Source organism: Acidovorax sp. GW835-FHT14B10 (assembly GCF_058793725.1).
Genome location: NZ_JBXAGC010000008.1, coordinates 114,246 through 139,084, shown reverse-complemented (window position 1 = coordinate 139,084; position 24,839 = coordinate 114,246). Strand labels below are relative to the sequence as shown.

The following is a 24,839-nucleotide window of genomic DNA, read 5'->3' as shown; positions in this document are numbered from 1 at the left end:
CCATGGCGCTGTGTACAGGTTCTGCCAGAAATTCCCGATGAGAAAGGCCTTTGGCGCTTGATGAATAAGCGCCATCAGCCATATGAAATGAACATTCAGTCCAACTTGAGCCCTGACTGCTTCACCAGCCGGGCCATGCGGCCGACCTCGCTGCGAAAGAATGCTGCCGTGGCGTCGGGCGGGGGGCTTTGCAGCTGGTAACCCTGCGCCAGCAAGGCATCGCGCACCTCCGGCGTAGCCACCGCGCTGCGCACCCCTTGGTAGACGCGCTCCACCTCGGCCTTGGGCAGACCGGCCGGCCCGACCACGGCCACCCAGCCGTCGAGCCCGTAGTGGGGCAGCCCCTGCTCGGCCATCGTCGGAAGATCGGGCAGCAGCGGCGAGCGGGCGCTGGACGACAACCCAATGGCCCGCAGCGCGCCCGCCTTCACATGGGGCGCGGCAACGGCAATGGCAATGAACGCCATCTGGATCTGCCCACCCAGCACATCGGCGGTCAGCGGTCCCATGCCCCGGTAGGGAATGTGCTTGATGTCCACCTGGGCCTCGTGCACGAACATCTCGGCGGCCAGGTGCAGGATGGTGCCGTTGCCGGACGATCCGTAGTTCAGCGCGCCGGGCTGGGCCTTGGCCAGGGCGATGAGTTCGCGCAAGTTCCGGGCCGCCACCGATGGATGGGCCACCAGCACGAACGGCGTGGCGCCGATCATGGTGATGGGCGTGATGTCGTCCACGGCATCGTAGGGAATGTTCTTGAACACACTGGGGTTCACCACATGGTTGTTGGACACCATGCCCAGCACCGAACCATCCTTGGGCGCCTTGACGATCATCGAGGTGCCCGTGACGCCACCCGCACCGGGATAGTTTTCCACCACCACGGGCCGCGCCAGCGCCTTGCCCAGACTGGGGCCCAGCACGCGGGCCACACCATCCACCCCCGAACCCGCGCTGACGGGCAGCACCATGCGCAGCGGTTTGTCAGACCCTTGGGCCCAGGTCAGCGCCGGAGCCACGGCGCCAGCCACCGCAGCTGCCAGCAGCGTGCGCCGCGCCATGCCGTCTCGGTGGAAGGAAGGAGGAAAAAGGCTGTGCGCCGGTGGCTGTGTCGTCATGGTTGTCTCCATCGTTGTCATTGGAATGCTGTCGCACGGGCCCGTGCGTGGCCCTGGCGCCGAGGCAGCTCAGGCCACGCCCCCCTGGGCTTGCAGGGCCTGGACCTGATCGGGCGTGTAACCCAGCTGCTCCATCAGCTCGGCCGTGTGCTGCCCCAGCACGGGCGGCTGCAGGCGCACCCCCAGCCGCTGGCCATCCATGCGCAGCGGGAACAGGGTGGTGCGCGCCGTCTGCCCCGCACGTTCACCGTCGGGCAGCGTGATGTCGACCAGGCCGCCGGTGGCGTTCAGGTGCGGATCATCAAACAGTTGCTCGGGGCGTGAGATAGGGGCGAACGGCAGGCCGTGTTTTTCAAAGATGGCCGCCAGCTCGGCCGCGCTGTGCGGGGCCAGGCGGCGGCGCAGATCGGGCATGAGCGTGGGGCGGGCGCGCACGCGGTCATTGTTGGTGGCCAGGAGCGGATCGGCCTTGAGGTCGGCATAGCCCATGGCGTCGCAGAAGGTGATCCACTGCGCATCGCTCACGGCGGCGAGAAAGATCTGCTCGCCGTCTTTCACGCTGAAGACGTCGTACAGCGCCCACGACGAGATGCGGTCGGGCATCGGTGCCGCAGGCTGGCCGGTGACGGCGTACTGCATCATGTGCTGGCCGACCAGGAACACGTTGTTCTCGAACAGGGCCGAATCCACCTCCTGCCCGCGCCCGGTGATGCCGCGCTGCATCAGGGCCGCCATGGCCCCGATGGCGCCGAACATGCCACCCATGATGTCGTTGACGCTGGTGCCGGCGCGCAACGGGTCGCCGGGGCGGCCCGTCATGTAGGCCAGGCCGCCCATCATCTGCACCACCTCATCCAGCGCCGTGCGGTGCTCGTACGGGCCGGGCAAAAAACCGGTGTGGTTCACATAGATCAGGCGCGGGTTCTGCGTGCTCAGCGCGGCGTAATCGAGGCCGTATTTGGTCATCACGCCAGGCTTGAAGTTCTGCGCCACCACGTCGGCCGAGGCCGCCAGCCGGCGCGCCACCTCCAGCCCCTCGGGGCTGCGCAGGTCGAGCGCAATGCTCTTCTTGTTGCGGTTGAACATGGGGAAAAAACCCGCACCCGCGCCCAGCAGGTGGCGCGTGCGGTCGCCCTCCACGGGCTCGACCTTGATGACCTCGGCCCCCAGATCGGCCAGCACCATGCCGCAGGTGGGGCCCATGACCATGTGGGTGAACTCCACCACGCGCAGGCCTTCGAGCGGCAGACGGGGAGATGGTGCGGGTTGTGTGCCGTTCATGTTCAGAGCATTCATAGGGAAGATCAGGCCGCCTGCAGCGCGGCGGGTACGGCATTCTGCGGCAGTCCCGCCTGCCACAGCGCGCCGTGCAGCGTTTCGCCCGCCAGCCACCCCGCCACGCGCTGGCGCAGGGCCAGCAGCGCAGCCACGTCGATGCCGGTGGCCACGCCCATGCGCTCCAGCATGAAGGCCAGGTCTTCGGTGGCGACGTTGCCGCTGGCGCCGGGGGCATGGGGACAGCCGCCGATGCCGGCCAGGCAGGCATCGAACCGGCCAATGCCGGTTTGCCAGGCCGCGTAGGCGTTGGCCAGCCCCATGCCGCGGGTGTCGTGGAAATGGGCGCACCACAGGCGCTCGCCGACCAGGGCACGGGCCTTCTCGAACAGGCGCTGCACGCTGGCCGGGTCGGCGTAGCCCACGGTGTCGGCCAGACTCACGCGGTCGGCACCGGCGTCGAGCAGGGCTTGCATCAGGCGCAGCACCTCGCCCTCGGCCACCTCGCCCTGCAGCGTACAGCCAAAGGCCGTGCCCACGCCGCCCTCGATCAGCGTGCGGCTGCCGGCAGCGTCGCGCGCAGCGCGGATGCGCGCCACCTCGGCCACCACCTCGTCGGGCGTCTTGCGCAGGTTGGCCAGGCTGTGGGCCTGGCTGGCGGACAGCGGCACGATCATGAGATCGGCACCGCACTCCAGCGCACGTTCGGCACCCTTGAAATTGGGTACCAGCACCGAGGCCAACAGACCCGGCAGGGTTTTGGCATGGGCCAGCACTTCGGCGGTATCGGCCAGTTGCGGCAGCAGGCGTGCGGGCACGAACGAGCCCACCTCGATCTCGCGCTGGCCCGCCGCGTAGGCGGCATCGATCCATGCGAGCTTGCGCGCGGTGGGCAGCACCGTGGCAATGCTCTGCAGGCCATCGCGCAACCCGACCTCGCGGACAACCGCCCGGGCAGAACCAAAGGCCAGAGAAGAAGTCGGCAATGGGATGTGGCTCACACTAAGTCTCCAGGCAGAGGGGGTGGGTTGTGGGATTCTAGAAATTCCCACAAGAATCAGAAAATACATTTTGGAATCCTTATGATTCCCGAATGGAACATCAAACAGCATTGCCCCCATGCGCCACCTGGACCTGCTGACCCTGCGGCTGTTTGCCGCCGTCTGCGAGCAGCGCAGCATCGCCCGCGTGGCCGAGCAGGAGTCCATCGTGGGCTCCGCCATCAGCAAGCGCCTGGCGCAACTCGAAGACGTCGTGGGTACACCGCTGCTGGTGCGCAAGCGGCGTGGCGTGGCGCCCACCCCGGCGGGCGAGACCCTGCTGGAGCATGCCCGCACCATGCTGGCCAGCATGGGCCAGATCGAGCGCGACATGGCGGCGTATGCCACCGGCATCCGAGGCCATGTGCGCATGCTGGTGACGGCCTCGGTGATGGCCGAGTCGCTGGCCGACGATGTGGCCGCCTTTTTGCAGCACCCGGCCCACCGCGACATCCAGGTGAGCATGGAAGAGCGCGTGAGCCCGGACGTGGTGCAGGGCATTCGCGAGGGCAGCGCATCCATCGGCATCTGCTGGGATGCGGCCGACCTCTCGGGACTGGAAACCTGCACCTACCGCAGCGACCACCTGGCCATCGTGGCCCACGAGTCCCACCCGGTGGCGCAGGCGGCCAGCGTCTGTTTCGCGGAGGTGCTGGGGTACGAATTCGTCAGCATGCCGGCCCTCAGCGCCGTCCAGGTGCTGCTGGCGCGCGCCGCTGCCGTGGAAGGCAAGACCCTGGCACACCGGGTGCTGGTGTCCAACTTCGACGCCGCCCTGCGGGTGGTGAGCGCCAACCTGGCCATCAGCGTGGTGCCGCGCGAGGTGGCCGAGCCCTTTGCCCGGACAGCCGCGGTGCGCATCGTTCCACTGGGCGATGCCTGGGCCCGCCGGCGCTTTGCCGTCTGCTACCGCAGCAGCCAGGCGTTGACCCCCTGCGCGCGCCTGCTGGTGGACCACTTGGCGCGCGCGGGCCACGCTGGCATCCCGGCCTGAGGGCCCCGGAGGCCTGCCGTCCCAGCAAAAGCAGCCCGGGCGCGGACCGTTTCAGGCCACCGACCCGCCCCGTCGGCCCGGTTCCCGCTTCGTGGCCCGCATGCAACACTTTAAAATGATTTAGGGCTTTCCTGCAGGCTGGCGCATGTGCACCGTGCCTTTTGAGCTACCAAACTTGTAGCAAAAGAGGTTACGCGCTATAGTCGCAGCGCTCCCTCGGACGTGGCGCCTTTCGCGCCGCCCCGAACTTTGACCCACCACTCGCGCGAGGAGAAACATCCATGAGCTCCAAAGAAAATGCCGCCATCAACCAGCTGTTTGAACGGCTCGAATGCCGTTATGCACTGCGCGTGCTCTGGGCCTTGCGGGATGGCCACCCCCAGACCTTCCGTCTGCTGCAAGACAGCGTGGGTGGCATCACACCCAACACGCTGAACACCCGCATCAAGGAATTGCGCGAGGCCGGCTTTGTCGACCATGGCAGCGACGGCTACACCGTCACCCCCTCGGGCGCCGATCTGCTCAAGCGCCTGTCCGACGTGCAGGCTTTTGCGACCCGCTGGGTGGCGGGTCGTGCCAAGAAGGCCTGATGCAGCGCCCATCCGCTGAGCCGGGCGGCCCCGCCCGCTCGCCAAGCCTTCGCTAGAATATGGATCAAAATAGCTGCCAACGCGCTATAAAAATGCATTGGCAGCTATATTTTTAATAGCAATCAAGGAATTTCACCATGGCACTGACCACCACTGCATCCGGCCTGCAATACGAAGACACCGTCGTCGGCGAAGGCGCCGAAGCCACCAAGGGCCAGAACGTCTCGGTGCACTACACCGGCTGGCTTTACAACAACGGAGAGCAAGGTGCCAAGTTCGACTCCAGCCGCGATCGCAACGACCCCTTCGCCTTCTCGCTGGGCGCTGGCATGGTCATCAAGGGCTGGGACGAGGGCGTGCAGGGCATGAAGATCGGTGGCCAGCGCACCCTGATCATTCCCGCCGCGCTGGGCTATGGCGCGCGCGGCGCCGGTGGGGTGATTCCTCCCAATGCCACGCTGAAATTCGATGTGGAACTGCTGGGCGTGCGCTGAAGCAGCGCCCCGCCCTTTCACTTCCGCCAGCGGCCCGCGAGGCCGCTTTTTTGATTCCGCCCGTTGGGGCCTGACTTGGCGGACCCGCCCCAACAGCAGCGTCAGCTGAACAAGGCTTTTTCCAGCCGGGCAAATTTGGCATCACCGACGGCATCCCGGATCTTGGGAGCCAATGCCGCCAGGCCATCAAAACTGCCCGCCCCCTCCACAGCCAGATTCAGGCGAAAGCCGCGCAAGCCCAGGCCAGCGGTCAATTCGGTGGCAACGAGATAGGCGGCCTGGTAGCGCTCTGTATCAGACCGGCCACTGACCTCGTCCGACAGCTCCAGCGACGACGAGATGCCATCTCCTCCCCCCAGCGACACGCCGGTAACCGCCAGCCCGGCGATCGGCTCCAGCAGGCCTTGCGCCAACATGGTCTGCACGTCATCCTGGGTGATCCCCATCGCAGCAGTGGCTGCAAGCACGTCACGGGTTGTTCGTTTGCCATCAAACAAAATGAAGGCGGTGCGCTGGCGAGATGTCAGCCCCCCTTGCCTGTCTTTCAGAGACTCCTGACCCGCTTGCGTTTTGACCAGTACCATGTGCCTCCTTCAAAGGTGGGATGACACGGCACCGGCGGCGCGTGCAATCTTTTGAAACAGTCTCGCAGGTTTGCCAAGTTTTGGCGTCGGGGGTTTTCCATCAAGCAGGCACCTCGACAAACCGGCCAGATGGTCACCGTGCGCAGGCGACCAGCCCTTCACATCTCGGAGCGCACCACGGGCAGCGCAGGAGCCGGTCGCGTGATGCGGCTCACCACGGCGGCCACGATCAGCCCTGCAGGCACACCAAACACCCCCGCGGAAATGGGTTGGATGCCAAACCACAGGCCATCCGCGAGCAGCCAGCCCACCCATGCGCGCAAGGCGGAAACATGGGAAAGCATGTAGTACACCGCAACCCCCAGCCCGGCGAGCATGCCAGCCACCGCACCCTGGCGCGTGGTGCCGCGCCAGAAGATGCCCAGCACCATCACCGGCACAAAAGCCGATGCCGCCAGGGAAAACGACGCCGAAACGAGCGGCAGAATTTCGGCCGGCTTGAGCGCCGCCACGAACGCCGCCGCCAGCGCCACGGACAGCAAGGTGAACTTGGTCAGGATGACACGCTGCTCGGGCGATGCCTCCCTGGGGGCCCCGCGGTAATAGAGGTCGCGCACCAGCGCATTGCTGATGGTCAGCAGCAACCCGTCGGCCGTGGACAGCGCCGCCGCCAGCCCGCCCGCCGCCACCAGGCCCGACACCACATAGGGCAGCCCCCCCAGCTCCGGCGTGGCCAGCATGATGAGATCGGCCCCCAGGCGGATCTCGCCAAACTGCACCAGGCCGTCGCCGTTCACGTCTTCCACCGACAGCAGCGACGCATCCACGCGCGCCCATTGCGCCATCCAGCTGGGCAGGGTCTCGAAACTGCTGCCCACCAGGTTCTGCATGACCTCGAACTTCACCAGCACCGCCAGCGCCGGCGCGCTGAGGTACAGCAAGGCAATGAAAAAAAGCGACCAGGCCACCGATGAGCGCGCAGCCGCCACGGTGGGGGAGGTGTAGTAACGGGTCAGCAGATGCGGCAGCCCCGCCGTGCCCACCATCAGGCAGAACATCAGCGCCAGAAAATTGCGCCGGGTGAGTTCGTACTCCTGCCGCTCGTGCGGCGAGCCGTCGGGGTTGCCCGCATAGGCCTGGCTGTGCAGCGGCAGGCCTCCCAGGGGCCGGGCACGCTCGTAGTTTTCGCGCATCTCACGCGTCCAGCGCTCGCGTGCCGATGCCGCATCCCGCGGCAGTGCGACCAGTTCCCGGCTGGCAGAAACGATCAGGCCCACATCGGCATTCTGGTCGCGCAGGGCACGAACACGCTCACGCGCCTTTTCGCGCTCACGCTCCAGCGCGCCCTCCACGTCCTGCAGGCGCGCCTCGTAGTCCTGGGCCCGCCGCAAATAGGCCACCACCACCTGGTGCTCTGCCGGCGAATCGAGCAGGCGTTCCTCCAGATCGGCAATCTTGCTCAGTTGCGTGCCATAGACCAGCGGAGCCAGCGGGTTGCCCAGCTGCTTGTAGGCCAGCCACGACACGGGGATCAGGAAAGCCAGCAGCAGCACCACATATTGCGCCACCTGCGTCCAGGTGATGGCACGCATGCCCCCCAGGAACGAGCACAGCAGCACGCCCCCCAGCCCCAGCATGATGCCGATCTCGAACTGCACCCCCGTAAGGCGCGAGGCAATCAGGCCCACACCGTAGATCTGGGCCACCACATAGGTGAAGGAGCACAGCACCGCCGCCAGCGCCGCAATGATGCGCGGCCAGCGGCCACCAAAGCGCACATGGAAAAAGTCGGGCACCGTGTAGAGACCCATCGCACGCAGATGGGGGGCGATCAGCATGGCCACCAGACAGAAACCGCCAGTCCAGCCCAGCAGGTAGGCCAGCCCACCGGCCTGGCCGCGGGTGCCAGAGAAGCCCTGCAGGTACAGCGCACCCGACAGGCTGATGAACGAGGCCGCGCTCATCCAGTCGGCCGCCGCGGCCATGCCGTTGTACACCGGTGGAATGCGCCGCCCCGCCACGTAATACTCTTCGGGATCGGTGGTGCGCCCGTACACCCCGATGCCGGCGTAGACCATCACCGTGAGAAACAGGAAGATCGGACCGATCCAGTGCCGCGACAACCCCTGCTGCTCGGCCCAGGCCATCAGCACCAGAAACGCCACCACCCCCACCACATACAGGGCAAAGATGCGGTGCAGGCGCCACAGGTAGGCCTTGTCATCGCCCCCTTGTCCTACGCCCACGGGCTCAGCCATGGGGTTGGGTCCGTTCGGGGGGCAGCGCGGCCACCCGCGCGGCGTCCTGGCGCTCAAACCGGTTCATGGCCCAGCAGTAGGCCACCACGATGGCAATGAACATCAGCACCGCACCCTGCGCAGCAATCCAGTGGCCCAGCGGCCAGCCTGCCACGACGAACGCTTGCAGATCGCGGGCGAAATAGGTGGCCACGAAAGACACCAGCGCCCACACCAGCAGCAGCCCCCCCTTGAGCCAGAGGTGGCGCACATCGTGCATGTCTGGCGGGAAGGGGCCCGCCAGTTCGGGTTCTTGGATTTTTTTCAGGGGCTGCATCCAGGGTGTGCCCGCATACCGTGGGTCGGACAAGGGCAGCCCCTGCGCACTCAGCGTGCCAGTTGCTGCCAGGTGGCGATCACGCTGTCAGGATTGAGCGAAATCGACGAGATGCCTTCCCTGGCCAGCCACTGCGCAAAGTCCGGGTGGTCGCTGGGGCCCTGGCCACAGATGCCGATGTACTTGCCCTGGGCCAGGCAGGCCTTGATGACCTGGTGGATCAGCGCCTCGACAGCCGGGTCGCGCTCGTCAAAGTCCTGCGCCAACAGCTCCAGGCCCGAGTCGCGGTCCAGGCCCAGGGTGAGCTGGGTCAGGTCGTTGGAGCCGATGGAGAAACCGTCGAAAAACTCCAGAAAGCGCTCGGCCAGGATGGCGTTGCTGGGCACCTCGCACATCATGATGACCTTGAGGTCGTCCTTGCCACGCTGCAGGCCGTGGGTGGCCAGCAACTTGGTCACGCGCTCCGCCTGGCCCAGCGTGCGGACAAACGGCACCATCACCTGCACGTTGGTCAGGCCCATGTCGTTGCGCACGCGCTTCAGGGCTTCGCATTCCATCGCAAAGGCTTCGCCGAAGTCCTCGCTGATGTAGCGGGCAGCACCGCGGAAGCCCAGCATCGGGTTTTCTTCCTCGGGCTCGTAGCGGCTGCCACCAATGAGCTTGCGGTATTCGTTGGACTTGAAGTCCGACAGGCGCACGATCACGGGCTTGGGCCAGAAGGCAGCAGCAATGGTGGCCACACCCTCTGCGACCTTGTCCACGTAGAAAGCGCGCGGGCTGGCATGGCCCCGGGCCACGGATTCGACGGCCTTCTTCAGGTCGGCATCGATCTGGGGGTAATCCAGGATGGCCTTGGGGTGCACCCCAATGTTGTTGTTGATGATGAACTCCAGCCGCGCCAGGCCCACGCCTTCGTTGGGCAGCTGGGCAAAGTCAAACGCCAGCTGGGGGTTGCCCACGTTCATCATGATCTTGGTCTGGATGGCAGGCATCTCGCCGCGCTGCACTTCGGTTACCTCGGTTTCGAGCAGGCCGTCATAGATGCGGCCGGTGTCGCCCTCGGAGCAGCTCACCGTGACCAGCGTGCCGTCCTTCAGGCGCTCGGTGGCATTCCCACAGCCCACCACGGCCGGAATGCCCAGCTCCCGCGCGATGATGGCGGCATGGCAGGTGCGGCCGCCCCGGTTGGTGACGATGGCGCTGGCGCGCTTCATCACGGGCTCCCAGTTGGGGTCGGTCATGTCGGTGACCAGCACGTCGCCGGGCTGCACCTTGTCCATCTCGGAAATGTGGTGCACCAGGCGCACGGGGCCGGTGCCGATCTTCTGGCCAATGGCACGGCCCTCGGCCAGCACGGCGCCGTGGCCCTTGAGCTTGTAGCGCAACTCGGCCTGGCCCTTGGCCTGGCTCTTCACCGTTTCAGGGCGGGCCTGCAGGATGTAGAGCTGGCCGTCGGTACCGTCCTTGCCCCATTCGATGTCCATGGGGCGGCCATAGTGCTGCTCGATGACCACGGCATAGTGCGCGAGTTGCTCGACATCGGCATCGGTGAGCGAATAGCGGTTGCGCTGCTCGGTGGGCACGTCGATGGTCTTGATGAGCTTGCCGCTCTGCACCTTTTCTTCGGGCGTGGCAAACACCATCTGGATCAGCTTGCTGCCCAGGTTGCGGCGGATCACCGCCTTCTTGCCCGCCTTGAGCATGGGCTTGTGCACATAGAACTCGTCGGGGTTCACGGCGCCCTGCACCACGGTTTCACCCAGGCCGTAGCTGCTGGTGATGAACACCACGTCTTCAAAGCCCGATTCGGTGTCGATGGTGAACATCACGCCGGCGGCGCCCAGGTCGGAGCGCACCATGCGCTGCACGCCGGCCGACAGGGCCACCACGTCGTGCGCAAAGCCCTTGTGCACGCGGTAGCTGATGGCGCGGTCGTTGTAGAGGCTGGCGAACACCTCTTTCATCTTGTGCAGCACTGCGTCGATGCCATGCACGTTCAGGAAGGTTTCCTGCTGGCCGGCAAACGATGCGTCGGGCAGATCCTCGGCCGTGGCGGACGAGCGCACGGCAAAGCTGGCTTCGGGGTTGCCTTCGGACAGGGTGGCAAAAGCCTCGGCAATGGCCTTTTGCAAATCGGCCGGGAAAGGCTGGGCCTCGACCATGGCACGGATCTCGGCGCCCACGGCAGCCAGGGCGCGCACGTCTTCGGTGTCGAGCGCGGCCAGCTTGGCGCTGATGCGGTCGGCCAGGCCCTCAAAGGCCAAAAATTCGCGGAACGCGTGGGCCGTGGTGGCAAAGCCCGTAGGCACACGCACGCCATGGGGCAGCTGCGAGATCATTTCGCCAAGGGAGGCGTTTTTGCCGCCTACCGCCTCGACGTCGGTCATTCTCAGGTTTTCAAACGGTACGACCAGGGCGGTCGGGCTGAAAAGTGCAGACATGGGAAAGCTCCAGAAGTTAAAACCGGGTCTGCGCGCCCGCCCGACAGGAGCAGGGAGCGAGCGGCCATGCACGGGCTGCAGCTTTGTGGTTGTGGTTGTGGGCCGACCGGGTGCATGGTGAGAATTGGATAATTGACGCAATTGTAGGCGGGCCGCACCGGCAACCGCCCGACGCTCTTGAAAAGGCCCCCATGCATTCGCGCACCGTATTCTTTGTGTCGGACGGCACCGGCATCACCGCCGAAACGTTCGGCAACGCCATCCTGGCCCAGTTCGAACTGGTGCCGCGCCGCGTGCGCCTGCCCTTCGTGGACACCGAGGACAAGGCCCATCAGGCGGTGCGCCAGATCAACCACACCGCCGAGCTGGAGGGCAAGAAGCCCATCGTCTTCACCACGCTCGTGAACATGGAGGTGCTCAAGGTCATCCAGGAGGGCTGCAAGGGCATGCTGCTCGACATGTTTGGCACCTTCGTGCACCCGCTGGAAGAAGAACTGGGTGTCAAGTCGCACCACCGGGTGGGCCGTTTCAGCGATGTGAGCCGCAGCCAGGAATACACCGACCGCATCGAGGCCATCAACTTCAGCCTGGCGCACGACGACGGCCAGAGCCACCGCGATCTGGCCGGCGCCGATGTGATCCTGGTGGGCGTGAGCCGCAGCGGCAAGACCCCCACCAGCCTGTACCTGGCCATGCAGCACGGCCTGAAGGCCGCCAACTACCCGCTGATCCCCGAGGACTTTGACCGCCGCCAGCTGCCGCCCGCCCTGATGGAGTTCCGCAAGAAGATCTTCGGCCTGACGATCAGCCCCGAGCGCCTGTCCGAAATCCGCAGCGAGCGCCGCCCCGACTCGCGCTACGCCAGCCTGCAGAACTGCCGCCACGAAGTCGCCGAAGCCGAGGCCATGATGCGCCGCGCCGGCATCCGCTGGCTGTCCACCACCACCAAGTCGATTGAAGAGATCGCCACCACCATCCTGCAGGAGCTCCAGCCGGACCGGCTGGTGTATTGATGCGGCCGTGCGCGGAGCCGGGCCGGGCCGGCTGGACAGGTATCGGTCCGAGCGCGGTCCACGCCGCACCAACCAAGGCTTATCGACCCGCAGCGTTGGACGGGTGAGCGATCGCAGCCATCCATAGATGGGCAGCGAACCACGTTCGGCGCGGAGCGCATCGCCCTGCCAAAGCCCCGGGCTGGGCAATGGGGTCCACCGTCTTTCGGCCGATGGACCGCCTGCCCCGGGACCCATCCGCGCGCCCGCCCCCGTTTCACGCCCCACGCCCCCTTCAACCCCCTGCATGCAGCTGGATCAGGCGTTGGCGCAAGGCTTCCGCAGCGGGAGCCAGCACGCGGTCGCGCCGCTGCAGCAATCCCAAAGTACGCCAGAGGTCGGGGTCTATCAGCGGCACGCCGCACACCTGGGGGTGCTCAGCCGGCAGCGCCAGTTGCGGCAGGACGGCCAGGCCCAGCCCGGCCTCCACCAGGGCCAGCGCTCCGGCAACATGATTGCACTCGTACCAAGCCACAGGTTGCTGGGGCAGATCGGCCGTGGCCTGGTCCAGGAGCAGCCGGTTGCTGCTGTCACGCGAGACCGACACCAGGCGCTGCCCCGCCAGTTCAGCCCACGCCACCTCCTTGCGCCCGGCCCAGCGGTGCCCACGCTGCATGACCAGGACGTAGCGCTCGCGCATCAGTGCCTCGAAGCGCAGTGCCGACTCCTGGCTGCCGGTAAAACTCAGCCCGAAATCGGCGTCCCCCCGCACCACGGCATCGAGCACCTGGTTGGCGCTTTCGTCGATGACGTGCACCTGCACCTCTGGCTGCGCCACCGCGAAGGCCCGCAGAACACGGGGCAACAGATGGCTCGCCACCGACGGAATGCAGGCGATCGCCACCCGCCCGCGGCGCAGATGGACCTGGTCATTCACGCGCTGCACCGCTTCATCCAGGCCCACCAGGGCCGTACGCGCCTCGTGCAGAAACTCCTGCCCCACCGCGGTCAACTCCACGCTGCGGGTCGTGCGCTCCAGCAACCGGACACCCAGAGCCGCTTCCAGCCGCTCGACGCGGCGGCTGAGGGCCGGCGGCGACAGGCACAGGGCTTCTGCCGCCAGGCGAAAGCTCGCCTTCTCTGCAGTGACCACGAATGCCTGCAGTTCACCCAGATCGAATTTGATGCGCAGCATGCAATAGTCCTGTCATAAATTGCAATTCACAGATTATTGCGTGCTACCTAGACTGGCGTCCTTTCGCAAGGCCGACCGTGCATCGGCCACTTCTGGAATCCACCATGCAACGACGCTCCCTGATCGTGGCCGCCATCCTGGCCACATGCCTCCCCCTGGTCCACACAGCCTCCCAGGCCCAGGACTTTCCTCCCAAGAAGCCCGTGACCCTGGTGGTCGGCTTTGCCGCCGGCGGTTCAGCGGACATCGCGGCGCGGTTGATCGCCAAGAAGCTGGGCGAGAACATCGGCCAGAGCGTGGTGGTGGACAACAAGCCCGGCGCGGGGGGCAACCTGGCCCACACCCAGGTCGCCACGGGCCCGTCGGATGGCTCGGTGTTGCTGTTCGGCTCCATTGGCCCGCTCAGCATCGCCCCCCATTTCATGAGCATCCGCTACGACCCGCTCAAGGATCTGGCGCCCATCACCATGGGCGTGAGCTTCCCCAATGTGCTGGTGGTGCCCGCCAGCACCGGCATCAAGACCCTGGGCGAATTCGTGGCCAAGGCCAGGCGCGAGCCGGGCAAGTTCGACTTTGCCTCCACCGGCCCCGGTTCGGCTGCGCACCTGGCCGGTGAACTGCTCAACGACGTCGCCAAGATCGACACCGTGCACGTGCCCTACAAGGGCGGCGCCCCTGCGCTGCAGGATGTCCTGGGAGGGCGTGTGACCGCGTTCTATGCAGCGCCCCCCACCGCCCTGCCCCACATCGAGTCGGGCAAGCTCATTCCACTGGCCACCACCGGACTGACGCGTCCTGCCTATCTGCCCAACGTACCCACGGTGGCAGAGACCTTTCCGGGCTTCAACGCCACGAACTGGTATGCATTCGTGGCGTCGGCCAAGACACCCAAGCCCCTGCTGGACCGCTGGAATGTCGAACTGGTGAAGGTGCTCAACACCCCCGAAGTGCGCGAAAGCCTGCTCAAGCATGGCCAGACCGCATCGCCCAGCACCCGCGATGAGCTGGGCAAATTCATCGCCTCCGAATACAGCAAGTGGGGCCGCATCATCCACGAGCGCAAGATCACCGCCGACTGACACAGCGGCCCGCAACCCCCACGACATCAATCAGGAGACATGACATGCAAACCTTCAAGCCAGCCACTGTGAGCCCCATCGAAATGCCCCGCCGCCGGGCGCTGAGCGCCCTGCTCGGCGCCGCGTTGAGCCTGGGCCTGGCCCTGGGAGCGGCAACGCCCTCCAGCGCCCAGGCGGCAGAAATCCGCGTCGTCACCTCGGGCGGTTTCTCCGCTGCCTACGACCAGCTGATTCCCTTGTACGAGCAGGCCACCGGCCACAAAGTGGTCACTGCACGGGGCGCTTCGATGGGCAAGGCACCCGACTCCATCCCTAGCCGCTTCGCCCGCGGCGAGCAGTTCGACATCGTCATCCTGGCCGACGCGGGGCTGGAGGCCCTGGTGGCACAAGGCAAGGTGCAGCCCGGCAGCCGCGTGGACCTGGCCCGCTCCATGATTGGCATGAGCGTGCGCAAGGGCACGCCCAAGCCCGACATCAGCACCGTGGAAGCACTCAAGCAGACCCTGCTGAACGCCAGGTCGATCGCCTATTCCGCCAGCGCCAGCGGAACCTACCTCTCGAACGAACTGTTCCCGCGCCTGGGCGTGGCCGAGCAGATCAAGGACAAGGCCACCAAGATCTACAGCGAGCGCGTGGGCGCGGTGGTGTTGCGTGGCGACGCCGAGATCGGCTTCCAACAGGTCAGCGAACTGCTGCCTTTCAAGGAGCTGGAGTTCGTCGGACCGCTGCCGGACGAAGTCCAGCAGCGCGTTTTCTTCTCGGCGGGCGTGGCCGCAGGCGCGGAGAACCCCGACGTGGCGCGGCATCTGATCCGTTTCCTGGCGGCACCTGCAGCAGCCTCCATCGTGCGCAGCACCGGCATGGAGCCTGCGGCCGTCCGCTGACGCTCAGCCGACAGCGCGGCAGCCATCCTGGCGCCGCGCGCCAGGCGTGCGCCTCGGCGGCGCTCCCTCCCAAACGATCCCACCCCCACCGCACACGGACACCCCGTGCGGCGCACCGCTGCGCGCGCCCCCACAACGACAAGGAGACCCATGAAACCCCAACACCTGGCATGGCTGGCCGCACTGGCCACACCCGCGCTCACCCTGGCTCAGGGCAGCACCACCCTGTACGGCATTGCCGATGCCGGCGTGCGCCACACCACCGGCATGACCGCCGCCAACGCGCCCAGCACCGCCTCTGCGAACAGCCTGGCCAGCGGCGTCAACAACACCAGCCGCTTCGGCTTGCGGGGCCGCGAAGAACTGGGCGACGGCCTCTACGCACTCTTCCACTTCGAAACCGGTCTGAACATCGACAGCGGCAGCACCGCCAACGCCAAGTTCTTTGACCGCGCCGCCATCGTCGGCCTGGGCGGCGCCTGGGGCCAGGTCACGGTGGGCCGGCAGACCAACTTGCTGGCCGATGCGGTGAGCCCCGTTGACGCTGCGGGCATGCGCTTCGCGTCGTTCAACCCCAACATCGCCACGGCGGCCTTGAGCAGCCATGGCCTGGGCGTTGAATATGGAACGGCAGGTTCTTCCAGCGGCTCTTACCGGCTGGACAACGCCCTCAAATACACAGGCCGGTTCGGGCCCCTCACCGCGCGCGCCATGTACAGCTTCGGAGAAAACGCCGGAAGCACCTCGGCCCAGTCCTCGGCAGGAGCGGGTCTGGCCCATGCCGCGGGGGACTGGACCGTCTCGGGCGCCGTCCAGCACTTCAAAACGGCAGGCAACCTGTCGTTGCAAGCCTTCACGCTGGGCGCCGCCTACCAGCTGGGCCGCGTGCGCCTGGCCGCCAACACCGCGCGCAGCGAAGCCGACACGTCCACCACGGCGCGCACGGAACAGCGGGTGCAGTCAGCGGGTGCGACGTGGTCGGTGACCGGCGCGGTGGACCTCACCACCGCCGTGTACCGCCTGGACCGCCAGCGAACCGGCAAGCGGGACGACGGCTACACCCGGGCCCTTCTGTTTGCCGAGTACAAGCTTTCGCGCCGCACCAAACTGTATGCAGAGCTGGACCGCACCCGCTGGCGCGACGGCTTCCAGGGCGCCGCCCACAAGGACCGCGCCACCGGCATCACCACCGGCATGCTGCACACCTTCTGACCGGGCTCCAGACCCCGTGACATTCAGAGCGCAAAAAAACGGCGGGGCTGCGCCTCACAGCTCCGCCGCTTCCAATGGGATGGCTTCCCGCACTCACCACATAAGCGCTACCGGTCGATTTTTCTAAAAATCACGCTGGCACACTGGTGCGGATCAAATGGTCGAACGCGCTCAGCGCGGCCGTGGAGCCGGCGCCGGCAGCAATCACGATCTGCTTGTAGGGCACCGTGGTGCAGTCGCCGGCGGCAAACACACCGGGCACGTTGGTGTGGCCCTTGGCATCGATCTCGATCTCGCCAAACTTGCTCAGGGCCACCGTGCCCTTGAGCCAGTCGGTGTTGGGCACCAGGCCGATCTGCACGAACACGCCAGCCAAAGGCACCAGGTGTTCTTCGCCCGTCGCCCGGTCCTTGAATTTGAGGCCGTTGACCTTGCCGTCGGCGCCCGTGATTTCGGTGGTCTGCGCGTTGGTGTGGATGGTCACGTTGGGCAGGCTTTGGAGCTTTTTGACCAGCACGGCGTCGGCCTTGAGTTGGTCGGCAAACTCCACCAGCGTGACGTGCGCCACGATGCCGGCCAGGTCGATGGCGGCCTCGACACCCGAGTTGCCGCCGCCGATCACCGCCGTGCGCTTGCCCTTGAACAGCGGGCCGTCGCAATGCGGGCAGTAGGCCACGCCCTTGTTCTTGTACTCGGCTTCGCCGGGCACATTGACGTTGCGCCAGCGCGCACCGGTGGACAGGATCACCGTCTTGGCCTTGAGCGTGCCGCCGTTGGCCAGCTGCACCTCGATCAGTCCGCCCGGCTGCGTGGCCGGCACCAGCTTGTCGGCGCGCTGCAGGTTCATGATGTCCACGTCGTAGGCGCGGGTGTGGGCTTCCAGCGCGGCGGCAAACTTGGGGCCGTCGGTCTCGATCACCGAGATGTAGTTCTCGATGCCCAGCGTGTCGTTGACCTGGCCGCCAAAGCGCTCGGCGGCCACGCCGGTGCGGATGCCCTTGCGGGCCGCGTACACGGCGGCTGCGGCGCCAGCGGGGCCACCGCCAATGATGAGCATGTCGTAGGGGGCCTTGGCCGACAGCTTGGCAGCATCACGCGCCGCCGCGCCCGTGTCGAGCTTGGCCACGATTTCTTCCACCGTCATGCGGCCCGAGGCGAATTCCTGGCCGTTCAGGTACACCATGGGCACGGCCATGATGCCGCGCTCGGTCACTTCCTGCTGGAAGGCGCCGCCTTCGATGACCGTGGTCTTGACCTGGGGGTTGAGGATGGCCATGAGCGCCAGCGCCTGCACCACGTCGGGGCAGTTGTGGCAGGTCAGGCTCATGTAGACCTCGAATTGATAGTCACCGTCCAGGGCCTGGATCTGCTCGATCACGTCCGCCTGGACCTTGGGCGGGTGGCCGCCGGTCCACAGCAGGGCCAGCACCAGCGAGGTGAATTCATGGCCCAGCGGCAGGCCGGCGAAGCGCAGCTGGCTGGTGCTGCCGTTGCGCTGCAGCGTGAACGAAGGCTTGCGGGCATCGTCGCCATCGGTGCGCAGCGTGATCTTGTCGCTGCGCAGCGACTGGATGGTCTGCAGCAGCTCCAGCATCTCGCGGGAGGTGTCGCTGTCGTTCAGGGATGCCACCAGCTCGAACGGTTGCTGCACGCGTTCCAGGTATGCCGAAAGTTGGGTCTTGAGTTGTTCGTCGAGCATGGTGGTGTCCTTGTAGATTCGAGTTGTAGAGGGTGTGTGCCCAAGGCGCTTGTGGCGCCGTCCGCACAAAAAACGGGCGTAAAAAAGCCGGACGGCATGGCGCGGGCGCCACAGCGTGGTCCGGCTTGGGAGCACCTCCTAGGCGCTCCGCCGTCAAACAGCCTTGTGGCTTAGATCTTGCCGACCAGGTCCAGCGATGGAGCGATGGTCTTCGCGCCTTCGTTCCATTTGGCGGGGCAGACTTCGCCAGGGTGGGCGGCGGTGTACTGGGCAGCCTTGAGCTTGCGCAGGGTTTCCTTCACGTCGCGGGCGATTTCGTTGGAATGCACTTCCATGGTCTTGATCACGCCATCGGGGTTGATGACGAAGGTGCCGCGCAGCGCCAGGCCTTCTTCGGCAATGTGCACATCAAAAGCGTTGGTCAGCTGGTGCGTGGGGTCGCCCACCAGCGGGAATTGGGCCTTGCCCACGGCGGGCGAGGTTTCATGCCACACCTTGTGCGAGAAATGCGTATCGGTGGTGACGATGTACACCTCGGTGCCGGCCTTCTGGAATTCAGCGTAGTGCTCGGCAGCGTCTTCCACTTCGGTGGGGCAGTTGAAGGTGAATGCGGCGGGCATGAAGATCACGACCGACCACTTGCCCTTCAGGCTCTCTTCGGTCACGGTGATGAACTTGCCATTGTGAAAGGCTTCGGTCTTGAAGGGCTGAACTTGGGTGTTGATCAGGGACATTGCTGCTTCCTTGGTGGTTGGTTGACTGAACAGGATTGAAGTTTAGGCTTTTCAAGCAAATCAATCCAATTAATTGAATTCATTGAATCAATTGGTTATTGCTATTTTATGACAAGGCCGCAGACTGTTTCGCCACCGCGCAGCCCCTCGCAGGGGCTTGTGTTGCGCGAGTGCGGCCGGGCCGCCACAATCATTGCCGAAACAACTCACCAAGGAAACCATCATGAAGGGCGACACACAGGTCATTGGCCATCTGCAGGCCCAGCTCAAGAACGAGCTCACGGCCATCAACCAGTACTTTCTGCACTACCGCATGCTCAAGCACTGGGGTTTTGACAAGCTGGCCAAGAAGGAATATTCCGAATCCATCGGCGAGATGAAGCACGCCGACTGGCTGATGGACCGCATCTTCGTACTCGACGGCCTGCCCAACCTGCAGGACCTGGCCAAGATCCAGGTGGGCGAAGATGTGCCCGAAATCCTGGCCTGCGACCTGCACGCCGAACAAGGCGCCCAGGCCACCATCAAGGATGGCATCGCCCACTGCGAAACGGTGCGCGACTATGTTTCTCGCGACCTGCTGCAAAAGATCCTGGACGACACCGAGGAACACATCGACTTCCTCGAAACCCAGATCGACCTGATCGACAAGGTGGGCCTGCCCAACTACCTGCAGTCGCAGATGGGTGAAGTGGAGTGATGCTGCGCCGGCGTTGCTGATGCGACGCCTTGGTGCACCCACACGCCACGCGTTTCAAGTGCTGCAGGCCCACAGCGCTTGCGAATCAGGCGCAAGCGGCTATCAAGAAAGAGCATTGCCGAGACAGGGCACCGGATCGGTGCACCCGCCCCCGATGCGACCATGCACCCGCCCGCAGTCCAGTCACCCGCGCTCGCGCAGTGCCCGCTCGATGCGGTTGCGTTGGACGGTGGTCTTGGGCACCTTGAAGGGGAACCAGCTGCGCACGTCCTCTTCGAGCCCGATGCCGTGCATGTAGTTGTAGATGGCCTTCTTGAGCGCGCCGCCCAGTGCGTCGTGGTCCACGCCCGTGGGGTCGTGAAAGCCGATGTCGTTCTTGGCAAAGCTCACCGGCGGCAGCGGCTGCAGGGTCACGCCAAAGTCTTCGGGGTGCTGGCCCACCGGTGAGTGCACGGTACAGGCAAAGCGGTGGAAAAAGCCGCTTTGGATACAGCCATTGGCAAACAGCTGGCGCACGTATTCCAGCGCATCCACGGTGTCCTGCACCGTCTGCGTGGGAAAGCCATACATCAGGTAGGCGTGCACCAGAATGCCCGCGTCGGTAAAGGCCCGCGTCACGCGCGCCACCTGGTCCACCGACACCCCCTTTTTCATCAGGCCAAGCAACCGGTCGGACGCCACCTCCAGTCCGCCCGAGATGGCAATGCAGCCGCTGTCGGCCAGCAGGTTGCACAGCTCGGGACTGAAGGTTTTTTCGAACCGGATGTTGCCCCACCAGGAAATGCCGGCATTGCGCGCGATGAGTTCGGTGGCCAGCGCCTTCAGGGCCTTGGGCGGCGCCGCTTCGTCCACGAAATGAAAGCCGGTCTGCCCCGTCTCGCGCACGATGGATTCGATGCGGTCGGCCAGCACGGTGGCCGATGCGCCCTCGTAACGGCCGATGTAGTCCAGGCTCACGTCGCAGAAACTGCACTTCTTCCAGTAGCAGCCATGGGCCACGGTGAGCTTGTTCCAGCGCCCGTCGCTCCACAGCCGGTGCATGGGGTTGAGCATGTCGAGCAGCGAGAGGTAGCGGTCCAGCGGCAGGCCGTCCCAGGTCGGCGTTCCCACCTCGGCGAACGCCACGTCAGGTTCATGCAGGTTGATGTAGCGCACCGCGCCGGTCTCGACCTCGCGCACAAAGGTGCGCACCAGCCGCTGGCGGCCGCGCTCGCCCTGCAGGTGCTCCAGCAGCGCCAGCAAAGGGCGCTCGCCCGCGTCCAGCGTCACGTAGTCGAAGTGGTCGAACACGCGTGGCTCGCTCAGCTCGCGCAGTTCGGTGTTGACGAAGCCACCACCCAGCACCGTGACGATATGCGGGTGGTGCGCCTTGATGGTCTGGGCGATGCGGAAAGCTGCGTAGGCCGAGCCCGGGAACGGCACCGACAGCAGCACCACGGTGGGCGCATGGCGCTGCACGGCGGCCAGCGTCAGATCGCGCAGGGTGTCGTCCACCAGGTTGGGCGGCGCGGCCAGCGCCTGCGCCAGGGGCTCGAAGGTGGGCTGGCTGCCCGCCAGCGACTCGGCATAGCGCACAAATTCAAAGCGCGGGTCGACCGCATCGCGCAGCACATCGGCCAGGTCGTTCAGGTACAGCGTGGCCAGGTGCTTGGCGCGGTCGTGCAGGCCCAGGGCGCCAAAGGCCCAGCCCAGCGGATCGCCGCCCTCGTCATCCACGTACACATCCAGTGACACAAAGCGCGGCCCCTCGGGCAAAAAGTTGCGCCCCACGATGCGGTGCGCCAGGGTGGAATCACGCCCCTGCAAAAAAGCGATGGCGGGCGCGATGGTGGCCACGTAGCGATCGCGCTGCGCCACAAAGCTCTGCACCGCAGGGCTGTGCTTTGGCGCGGGCAATGCGTCCACCTGCGCCGCCACCGCGCGCAGGCCTGCGGGCGACAGCAGTTGCAGCACCAGCGCCAGTGCCAGGTCTTCCTGCACCGCCGCCACACCGCGCGAGCGCAGAAACCCCGTGAGGTACGCGGTGGACGGGTACGGGGTGTTGAGCTGCGTCATCGGCGGGATGACGGACAGAACGCGAAGAGAGGGCTGGGCGGACATGGGGGAAAGGGTCAGGGTGACCGCCATGGGGTTGGCGGATGGCAATTATCGGCGCCCTCAACCCATGGCGCTGCCAAGCCCCGCAATCGCCTTATGCTTGCGGCCATGAATGCCCCAGCGCCCCTCCCCACCCCGGACCCCGACAAGCCCGCCGCCGACATCGCGGCGCCCCCCGGTGCGCGCCCCACCCAGGCCCACAACCCCTTGCACGGCGTGACGCTGGAAGCCATGGTGGTGGGCCTGGCCGACTATTTTGGCTGGCAGGGGCTGGGCGAGCGCATCCCGGTGCGCTGCTTTCAAAGCGACCCCAGCGTGTCATCGAGCCTGAAATTCCTGCGCAAGACGCCCTGGGCGCGCGCCAAGGTCGAGAGTCTTTATCTCTTCATGCTGCGCGAGCAGCGGCGCAACGCGCAAGACACCCCCTGAAGCCCCCGGCGCAAACGCTGGCGCCTGGGGAGCAGCGGAACCGGATGCCTCAGTCGACGGCCGCCACCAGGAAGTCGCGGCTGATCCCCCCGCCCAGATCGTTCACCCGGTCCAGAAACTGCGTGAGATAGGCGTGCAGGCCGGTGGCCAGGATTTCGTCGATGCGCCCGTATTGCAGGTCTGCCAGCAGACGCCCGGCGCAGCGCTGCGTCTCGGCGGATTGCCCGTTGGCCACCATGGCCAGGTTGTCCACCACCTCGCGCAGGCTGGCATGCAGCGAGCGCGGCATGTCGCGGCGCAGGATCAGCAGGTCGGCCACCCGCCCCGGCGTGATCACGTCGCGGTAGACCTTGCGGTACACCTCGAAGGCGGACACGCTGCGCAGGATGGCGCTCCAGTGGTAGAAGTCCTTTTCCTGGTTGCGCTCGCTGGCGCGGCCGAAAAAATCGCTCTCGACCGCATGGAACTTCACGTCCAGCAGCCGCGCCGTGTTGTCGGCCCGCTCCAGGAAGGTGCCCAGGCGCAGGAAATGAAAGGCCTCGTCCTGCAGCATGGTGCCCAACGTGACCCCGCGCGAGAGGTGCGAGCGGTACTTGACCCATTCAAAGAACTGCCCAGGATCGCGCTCGAAGGCGCCGCCTTCGAGCTGCCGGGCCAGTTCCAGCCAGGTCTGGTTCTGCGTTTCCCAGACTTCCGTGGTGAGTGCCCCGCGCACCGCCCGCGCGTTCTCGCGCGCTGCCCGCAGGCACGACAGGATGGAGGACGGGTTGTTGCCGTCGCGCACCATGAATTCAAGCACCTTGGCGGGGGCCACCTCGCCGTGCTTTGCGGTGTATGCAGGGATCAGCTCGCTGATCGACAGCAAGCCCAGCCAGCCCTCCTGGGCGACAGCGGTGGACTGCGGCAGCAGCGAGGTCTCGTAGCTCACGTTGAGCATGCGGGCGGTGTTCTCTGCCCGCTCGGTATAGCGTGACATCCAGAACAGATGATCGGCAGTGCGGCTCAGCATGCTTCCTCCCCGGGCAGAGAACCCCGCACGCGCTGTACGCGCACGCGGTGTTGTGATGAAAGTTCGCCTGGGGCAGCCTTTTCTGCCCGCTCGGTATAGCGTGACATCCAGAACAGATGATCGGCAGTGCGGCTCAGCATGTCTCACCCCCTTCCTGTCCCAGCACCCAGGTGTCCTTGGTGCCGCCGCCTTGCGACGAGTTGACGACCAGCGAGCCCTCCCGCAGCGCCACGCGCGTGAGGCCGCCGGCCACCATCTGCACCTCGTGCCCGCTGAGGACGAAGGGGCGCAGGTCGATGTGGCGCGGAGCGATGCCGCTGTCCACATAGGTCGGGCAGCTGGACAGGACAAGCGTGGGCTGGGCGATGTAGCCCGCCGGATTGGCCAGCAGGGCACGGCGGAAGTCTTCGATTTCGGCCTGCGTGGCGGCCGGGCCGATGAGCATGCCGTAGCCGCCAGCGCCGTGCACTTCCTTGACCACGAGGTCCTTGAGGTTGGTCAGCACATATCGCAGGTCATCGGGCTTGCGGCACATCCAGGTGGGCACGTTTTTCAAGATGGGCTCTTCGCCCAGGTAAAAGCGGATCATCTCGGGCACATAGGGATAGACCGATTTGTCATCGGCCACGCCCGTGCCCACGGCGTTGCAGATGCCCACGTTGCCCGCGCGGTAGGCGTCCATGAGACCGGCACAGCCCAGCGTGGAGGTGCGGCGGAACACCTGCGGGTCGAGGAAATCGTCGTCCACCCGCCGGTAGATCACATCCACGCGCCGCAGGCCGCGCGTGGTGCGCATGTACACAAACCGGTCCTTGACCACCAGATCCTGCCCCTCCACCAGTTCCACCCCCATCTGCTGCGCCAGAAAGGCATGTTCGAAATAAGCGCTGTTGTGCATGCCGGGCGTGAGCACCACCACCGTGGGCGCGGCCACCGTGGGCGGGGCGCTGGCCCGCAGGGTTTCGAGCAGCAGGTCGGGGTAATGCGCCACCGGGGCCACCGCATGCGCGCTGAACAGCTCGGGAAAAAGCCGCATCATCATCTTGCGGTTTTCCAGCATGTAGGAGACTCCCGAGGGCACGCGCAGGTTGTCTTCGAGCACGTAGTACACGCCATCGCCCCGGGCGTCGGCGGCCCGCACGATGTCGATGCCGGCAATGTGCGCATAGAGGTTGTGAGGCACCTGCACACCCGCCATCTCGGGGCGGTATTGGGCATTGTTCAGCACCAGATCGGTCGGAACAATGCCGGCACGCAGGATGTCCTGGCCGTGGTACACGTCATGGATGAAGCGGTTGAGCGCCGTGACCCGCTGCACCAGACCGCGCTGCATCTGGGCCCATTCATGGCCAGGAATGATGCGGGGAATCAGGTCGAACGGAATGAGCCGCTCGCTGCCCGCGCCACTCTCGTCCTTGGCGCCGTGGACCGCAAACGTGATGCCCACGCGCCGGAAGATCACCTCGGCCTCGGCGCGCCGGGCCTGCATGGCGTCTGCCGGCTGGCGCGCGAGCCAATGGCCGTAGCGCTTGTAGTGCTCGCGCACATCGCTGCCGTCAAAGGGCAGCATGGCGTACATCTCGTCGAATTTCTGCATCGGCGGGCCTCCTGGAAACCAGGATAGCAAGTTGCGCACCCACCGCCACTGTTCCATGACAACCCATGCCACCAGACCGCCCGCGCAGGCGTCGGTGTCTGATGC

General features: G+C 65.9%; 23 protein-coding genes. 9 read left to right on the top strand and 14 right to left on the bottom strand.

What is annotated here, in order from left to right:
- Positions 1 to 95: 95 nt before the first annotated feature.
- From AC1Q5S_RS08635 to AC1Q5S_RS08625, 3 genes are all read right to left on the bottom strand, one after another.
- A complete protein-coding gene (locus AC1Q5S_RS08635; RefSeq protein WP_492238646.1) occupies positions 96 to 1,115 on the bottom strand; it encodes a tripartite tricarboxylate transporter substrate binding protein in 1,020 nt (339 codons plus the stop codon).
- Between the two features lie 69 nt (positions 1,116 to 1,184).
- A complete protein-coding gene (locus AC1Q5S_RS08630) occupies positions 1,185 to 2,396 on the bottom strand; it encodes a CaiB/BaiF CoA transferase family protein (protein WP_492238655.1) in 1,212 nt (403 codons plus the stop codon).
- A gap of 23 nt (positions 2,397 to 2,419) precedes the next feature.
- Positions 2,420 to 3,460 (bottom strand): hydroxymethylglutaryl-CoA lyase, encoded by a 1,041-nt coding sequence (locus tag AC1Q5S_RS08625; RefSeq protein ID WP_422202932.1) that lies wholly within the window; start codon positions 3,458 to 3,460, stop codon positions 2,420 to 2,422.
- A 49-nt stretch (positions 3,461 to 3,509) separates the two neighbouring features.
- Here AC1Q5S_RS08625 and AC1Q5S_RS08620 point away from each other — a divergent pair, with 49 nt between their 5' ends.
- The 3 genes from AC1Q5S_RS08620 to AC1Q5S_RS08610 all read left to right on the top strand — a co-directional run bounded on the left by AC1Q5S_RS08620 (position 3,510) and on the right by AC1Q5S_RS08610 (position 5,508).
- Positions 3,510 to 4,424, top strand: a complete 915-nt coding sequence (locus tag AC1Q5S_RS08620) for a LysR family transcriptional regulator (protein ID WP_492238645.1) — start codon at positions 3,510 to 3,512, stop codon at positions 4,422 to 4,424.
- A 281-nt stretch (positions 4,425 to 4,705) separates the two neighbouring features.
- Positions 4,706 to 5,014 (top strand): winged helix-turn-helix transcriptional regulator, encoded by a 309-nt coding sequence (locus AC1Q5S_RS08615; protein WP_024814563.1) that lies wholly within the window; start codon positions 4,706 to 4,708, stop codon positions 5,012 to 5,014.
- Positions 5,015 to 5,151: 137 nt separating this feature from the next.
- Positions 5,152 to 5,508 carry an FKBP-type peptidyl-prolyl cis-trans isomerase gene (locus AC1Q5S_RS08610; protein ID WP_092697024.1) on the top strand — a complete coding sequence of 119 codons (357 nt, stop codon included), beginning with the start codon at positions 5,152 to 5,154 and terminating at the stop codon, positions 5,506 to 5,508.
- Positions 5,509 to 5,609: 101 nt separating this feature from the next.
- Here AC1Q5S_RS08610 and AC1Q5S_RS08605 read toward each other — a convergent pair whose 3' ends face one another.
- From AC1Q5S_RS08605 to ppsA, 4 genes are all read right to left on the bottom strand, one after another.
- A complete protein-coding gene (locus tag AC1Q5S_RS08605; RefSeq protein ID WP_303834252.1) occupies positions 5,610 to 6,092 on the bottom strand; it encodes a hypothetical protein in 483 nt (160 codons plus the stop codon).
- Between the two features lie 158 nt (positions 6,093 to 6,250).
- Positions 6,251 to 8,350 carry a VC_2705 family sodium/solute symporter gene (locus tag AC1Q5S_RS08600; protein ID WP_492238643.1) on the bottom strand — a complete coding sequence of 700 codons (2,100 nt, stop codon included), beginning with the start codon at positions 8,348 to 8,350 and terminating at the stop codon, positions 6,251 to 6,253.
- Positions 8,343 to 8,666: a DUF4212 domain-containing protein gene (locus AC1Q5S_RS08595; protein WP_303834309.1), complete on the bottom strand. Its 324-nt coding sequence runs from the start codon at positions 8,664 to 8,666 to the stop codon at positions 8,343 to 8,345. The genes AC1Q5S_RS08600 and AC1Q5S_RS08595 overlap by 8 nt, the downstream gene beginning before the upstream one ends.
- A gap of 50 nt (positions 8,667 to 8,716) precedes the next feature.
- Entirely contained in the window at positions 8,717 to 11,107 is a 2,391-nt protein-coding gene (gene ppsA, locus AC1Q5S_RS08590; protein WP_492238642.1) for a phosphoenolpyruvate synthase, read from the bottom strand.
- A gap of 191 nt (positions 11,108 to 11,298) precedes the next feature.
- On the opposite strand from ppsA, the gene ppsR reads away from it, so the two are divergent.
- Positions 11,299 to 12,120, top strand: coding sequence for a posphoenolpyruvate synthetase regulatory kinase/phosphorylase PpsR (gene ppsR / locus AC1Q5S_RS08585; RefSeq protein WP_303834249.1), 822 nt, complete (start codon positions 11,299 to 11,301; stop codon positions 12,118 to 12,120).
- Between the two features lie 274 nt (positions 12,121 to 12,394).
- On the opposite strand, the gene AC1Q5S_RS08580 is transcribed toward ppsR, so the two are convergent.
- A complete protein-coding gene (locus AC1Q5S_RS08580) occupies positions 12,395 to 13,294 on the bottom strand; it encodes a LysR family transcriptional regulator (protein ID WP_492238640.1) in 900 nt (299 codons plus the stop codon).
- A gap of 104 nt (positions 13,295 to 13,398) precedes the next feature.
- Between AC1Q5S_RS08580 and AC1Q5S_RS08575 the strand changes: the two genes are divergently transcribed.
- From AC1Q5S_RS08575 to AC1Q5S_RS08565, 3 genes are all read left to right on the top strand, one after another.
- A complete protein-coding gene (locus AC1Q5S_RS08575; protein ID WP_303834247.1) occupies positions 13,399 to 14,373 on the top strand; it encodes a Bug family tripartite tricarboxylate transporter substrate binding protein in 975 nt (324 codons plus the stop codon).
- A gap of 44 nt (positions 14,374 to 14,417) precedes the next feature.
- Positions 14,418 to 15,257: a substrate-binding domain-containing protein gene (locus AC1Q5S_RS08570; RefSeq protein ID WP_303834246.1), complete on the top strand. Its 840-nt coding sequence runs from the start codon at positions 14,418 to 14,420 to the stop codon at positions 15,255 to 15,257.
- A 150-nt stretch (positions 15,258 to 15,407) separates the two neighbouring features.
- The gene (locus AC1Q5S_RS08565) at positions 15,408 to 16,469 is read left to right on the top strand and encodes a porin (protein ID WP_422202926.1); all 1,062 of its coding nucleotides are present in this window, start codon (positions 15,408 to 15,410) and stop codon (positions 16,467 to 16,469) included.
- A gap of 130 nt (positions 16,470 to 16,599) precedes the next feature.
- Here AC1Q5S_RS08565 and ahpF read toward each other — a convergent pair whose 3' ends face one another.
- Positions 16,600 to 18,168: an alkyl hydroperoxide reductase subunit F gene (gene ahpF / locus AC1Q5S_RS08560; RefSeq protein ID WP_492238638.1), complete on the bottom strand. Its 1,569-nt coding sequence runs from the start codon at positions 18,166 to 18,168 to the stop codon at positions 16,600 to 16,602.
- A 170-nt stretch (positions 18,169 to 18,338) separates the two neighbouring features.
- Positions 18,339 to 18,902 (bottom strand): alkyl hydroperoxide reductase subunit C, encoded by a 564-nt coding sequence (gene ahpC, locus AC1Q5S_RS08555; protein WP_303838327.1) that lies wholly within the window; start codon positions 18,900 to 18,902, stop codon positions 18,339 to 18,341.
- Between the two features lie 223 nt (positions 18,903 to 19,125).
- Here ahpC and bfr point away from each other — a divergent pair, with 223 nt between their 5' ends.
- Entirely contained in the window at positions 19,126 to 19,602 is a 477-nt protein-coding gene (bfr, locus tag AC1Q5S_RS08550; protein WP_492238637.1) for a bacterioferritin, read from the top strand.
- A 183-nt stretch (positions 19,603 to 19,785) separates the two neighbouring features.
- Here bfr and AC1Q5S_RS08545 read toward each other — a convergent pair whose 3' ends face one another.
- Positions 19,786 to 21,702 carry a B12-binding domain-containing radical SAM protein gene (locus tag AC1Q5S_RS08545; protein WP_303833353.1) on the bottom strand — a complete coding sequence of 639 codons (1,917 nt, stop codon included), beginning with the start codon at positions 21,700 to 21,702 and terminating at the stop codon, positions 19,786 to 19,788.
- 105 nt (positions 21,703 to 21,807) lie between these two features.
- Between AC1Q5S_RS08545 and AC1Q5S_RS08540 the strand changes: the two genes are divergently transcribed.
- Positions 21,808 to 22,128 carry a VF530 family protein gene (locus tag AC1Q5S_RS08540; RefSeq protein WP_303833354.1) on the top strand — a complete coding sequence of 107 codons (321 nt, stop codon included), beginning with the start codon at positions 21,808 to 21,810 and terminating at the stop codon, positions 22,126 to 22,128.
- A 49-nt stretch (positions 22,129 to 22,177) separates the two neighbouring features.
- Here the strand turns inward: AC1Q5S_RS08540 and AC1Q5S_RS08535 are convergent, their stop codons facing one another.
- The 3 genes from AC1Q5S_RS08535 to AC1Q5S_RS08525 are packed head-to-tail and all read right to left on the bottom strand — an operon-like array spanning position 22,178 to position 24,734.
- Complete coding sequence (locus AC1Q5S_RS08535) at positions 22,178 to 23,137, bottom strand: alpha-E domain-containing protein (RefSeq protein WP_303833355.1); 960 nt, start codon at positions 23,135 to 23,137, stop codon at positions 22,178 to 22,180.
- Entirely contained in the window at positions 23,131 to 23,277 is a 147-nt protein-coding gene (locus tag AC1Q5S_RS08530) for an alpha-E domain-containing protein (protein ID WP_369693241.1), read from the bottom strand. Before AC1Q5S_RS08530 ends, AC1Q5S_RS08535 begins: the two co-directional genes overlap by 7 nt.
- A complete protein-coding gene (locus tag AC1Q5S_RS08525) occupies positions 23,271 to 24,734 on the bottom strand; it encodes a circularly permuted type 2 ATP-grasp protein (protein WP_303833357.1) in 1,464 nt (487 codons plus the stop codon). The genes AC1Q5S_RS08530 and AC1Q5S_RS08525 overlap by 7 nt, the downstream gene beginning before the upstream one ends.
- Positions 24,735 to 24,839 lie beyond the last annotated feature (105 nt).

Coding starts and splice junctions, on each gene's coding strand:
- AC1Q5S_RS08635 (WP_492238646.1), bottom strand. CDS start 1,115: ATGACGACACAGCCACCGGCGCACAGCCTTTTTCCTCCTTCCTTCCAC.
- AC1Q5S_RS08630 (WP_492238655.1), bottom strand. CDS start 2,396: ATGAACGGCACACAACCCGCACCATCTCCCCGTCTGCCGCTCGAAGGC.
- AC1Q5S_RS08625 (WP_422202932.1), bottom strand. CDS start 3,460: ATGTATTTTCTGATTCTTGTGGGAATTTCTAGAATCCCACAACCCACC.
- AC1Q5S_RS08620 (WP_492238645.1), top strand. CDS start 3,510: ATGCGCCACCTGGACCTGCTGACCCTGCGGCTGTTTGCCGCCGTCTGC.
- AC1Q5S_RS08615 (WP_024814563.1), top strand. CDS start 4,706: ATGAGCTCCAAAGAAAATGCCGCCATCAACCAGCTGTTTGAACGGCTC.
- AC1Q5S_RS08610 (WP_092697024.1), top strand. CDS start 5,152: ATGGCACTGACCACCACTGCATCCGGCCTGCAATACGAAGACACCGTC.
- AC1Q5S_RS08605 (WP_303834252.1), bottom strand. CDS start 6,092: ATGGTACTGGTCAAAACGCAAGCGGGTCAGGAGTCTCTGAAAGACAGG.
- AC1Q5S_RS08600 (WP_492238643.1), bottom strand. CDS start 8,350: ATGGCTGAGCCCGTGGGCGTAGGACAAGGGGGCGATGACAAGGCCTAC.
- AC1Q5S_RS08595 (WP_303834309.1), bottom strand. CDS start 8,666: ATGCAGCCCCTGAAAAAAATCCAAGAACCCGAACTGGCGGGCCCCTTC.
- ppsA (WP_492238642.1), bottom strand. CDS start 11,107: ATGTCTGCACTTTTCAGCCCGACCGCCCTGGTCGTACCGTTTGAAAAC.
- ppsR (WP_303834249.1), top strand. CDS start 11,299: ATGCATTCGCGCACCGTATTCTTTGTGTCGGACGGCACCGGCATCACC.
- AC1Q5S_RS08580 (WP_492238640.1), bottom strand. CDS start 13,294: ATGCTGCGCATCAAATTCGATCTGGGTGAACTGCAGGCATTCGTGGTC.
- AC1Q5S_RS08575 (WP_303834247.1), top strand. CDS start 13,399: ATGCAACGACGCTCCCTGATCGTGGCCGCCATCCTGGCCACATGCCTC.
- AC1Q5S_RS08570 (WP_303834246.1), top strand. CDS start 14,418: ATGCAAACCTTCAAGCCAGCCACTGTGAGCCCCATCGAAATGCCCCGC.
- AC1Q5S_RS08565 (WP_422202926.1), top strand. CDS start 15,408: ATGAAACCCCAACACCTGGCATGGCTGGCCGCACTGGCCACACCCGCG.
- ahpF (WP_492238638.1), bottom strand. CDS start 18,168: ATGCTCGACGAACAACTCAAGACCCAACTTTCGGCATACCTGGAACGC.
- ahpC (WP_303838327.1), bottom strand. CDS start 18,902: ATGTCCCTGATCAACACCCAAGTTCAGCCCTTCAAGACCGAAGCCTTT.
- bfr (WP_492238637.1), top strand. CDS start 19,126: ATGAAGGGCGACACACAGGTCATTGGCCATCTGCAGGCCCAGCTCAAG.
- AC1Q5S_RS08545 (WP_303833353.1), bottom strand. CDS start 21,702: ATGTCCGCCCAGCCCTCTCTTCGCGTTCTGTCCGTCATCCCGCCGATG.
- AC1Q5S_RS08540 (WP_303833354.1), top strand. CDS start 21,808: ATGAATGCCCCAGCGCCCCTCCCCACCCCGGACCCCGACAAGCCCGCC.
- AC1Q5S_RS08535 (WP_303833355.1), bottom strand. CDS start 23,137: ATGCTGAGCCGCACTGCCGATCATCTGTTCTGGATGTCACGCTATACC.
- AC1Q5S_RS08530 (WP_369693241.1), bottom strand. CDS start 23,277: ATGCTGAGCCGCACTGCCGATCATCTGTTCTGGATGTCACGCTATACC.
- AC1Q5S_RS08525 (WP_303833357.1), bottom strand. CDS start 24,734: ATGCAGAAATTCGACGAGATGTACGCCATGCTGCCCTTTGACGGCAGC.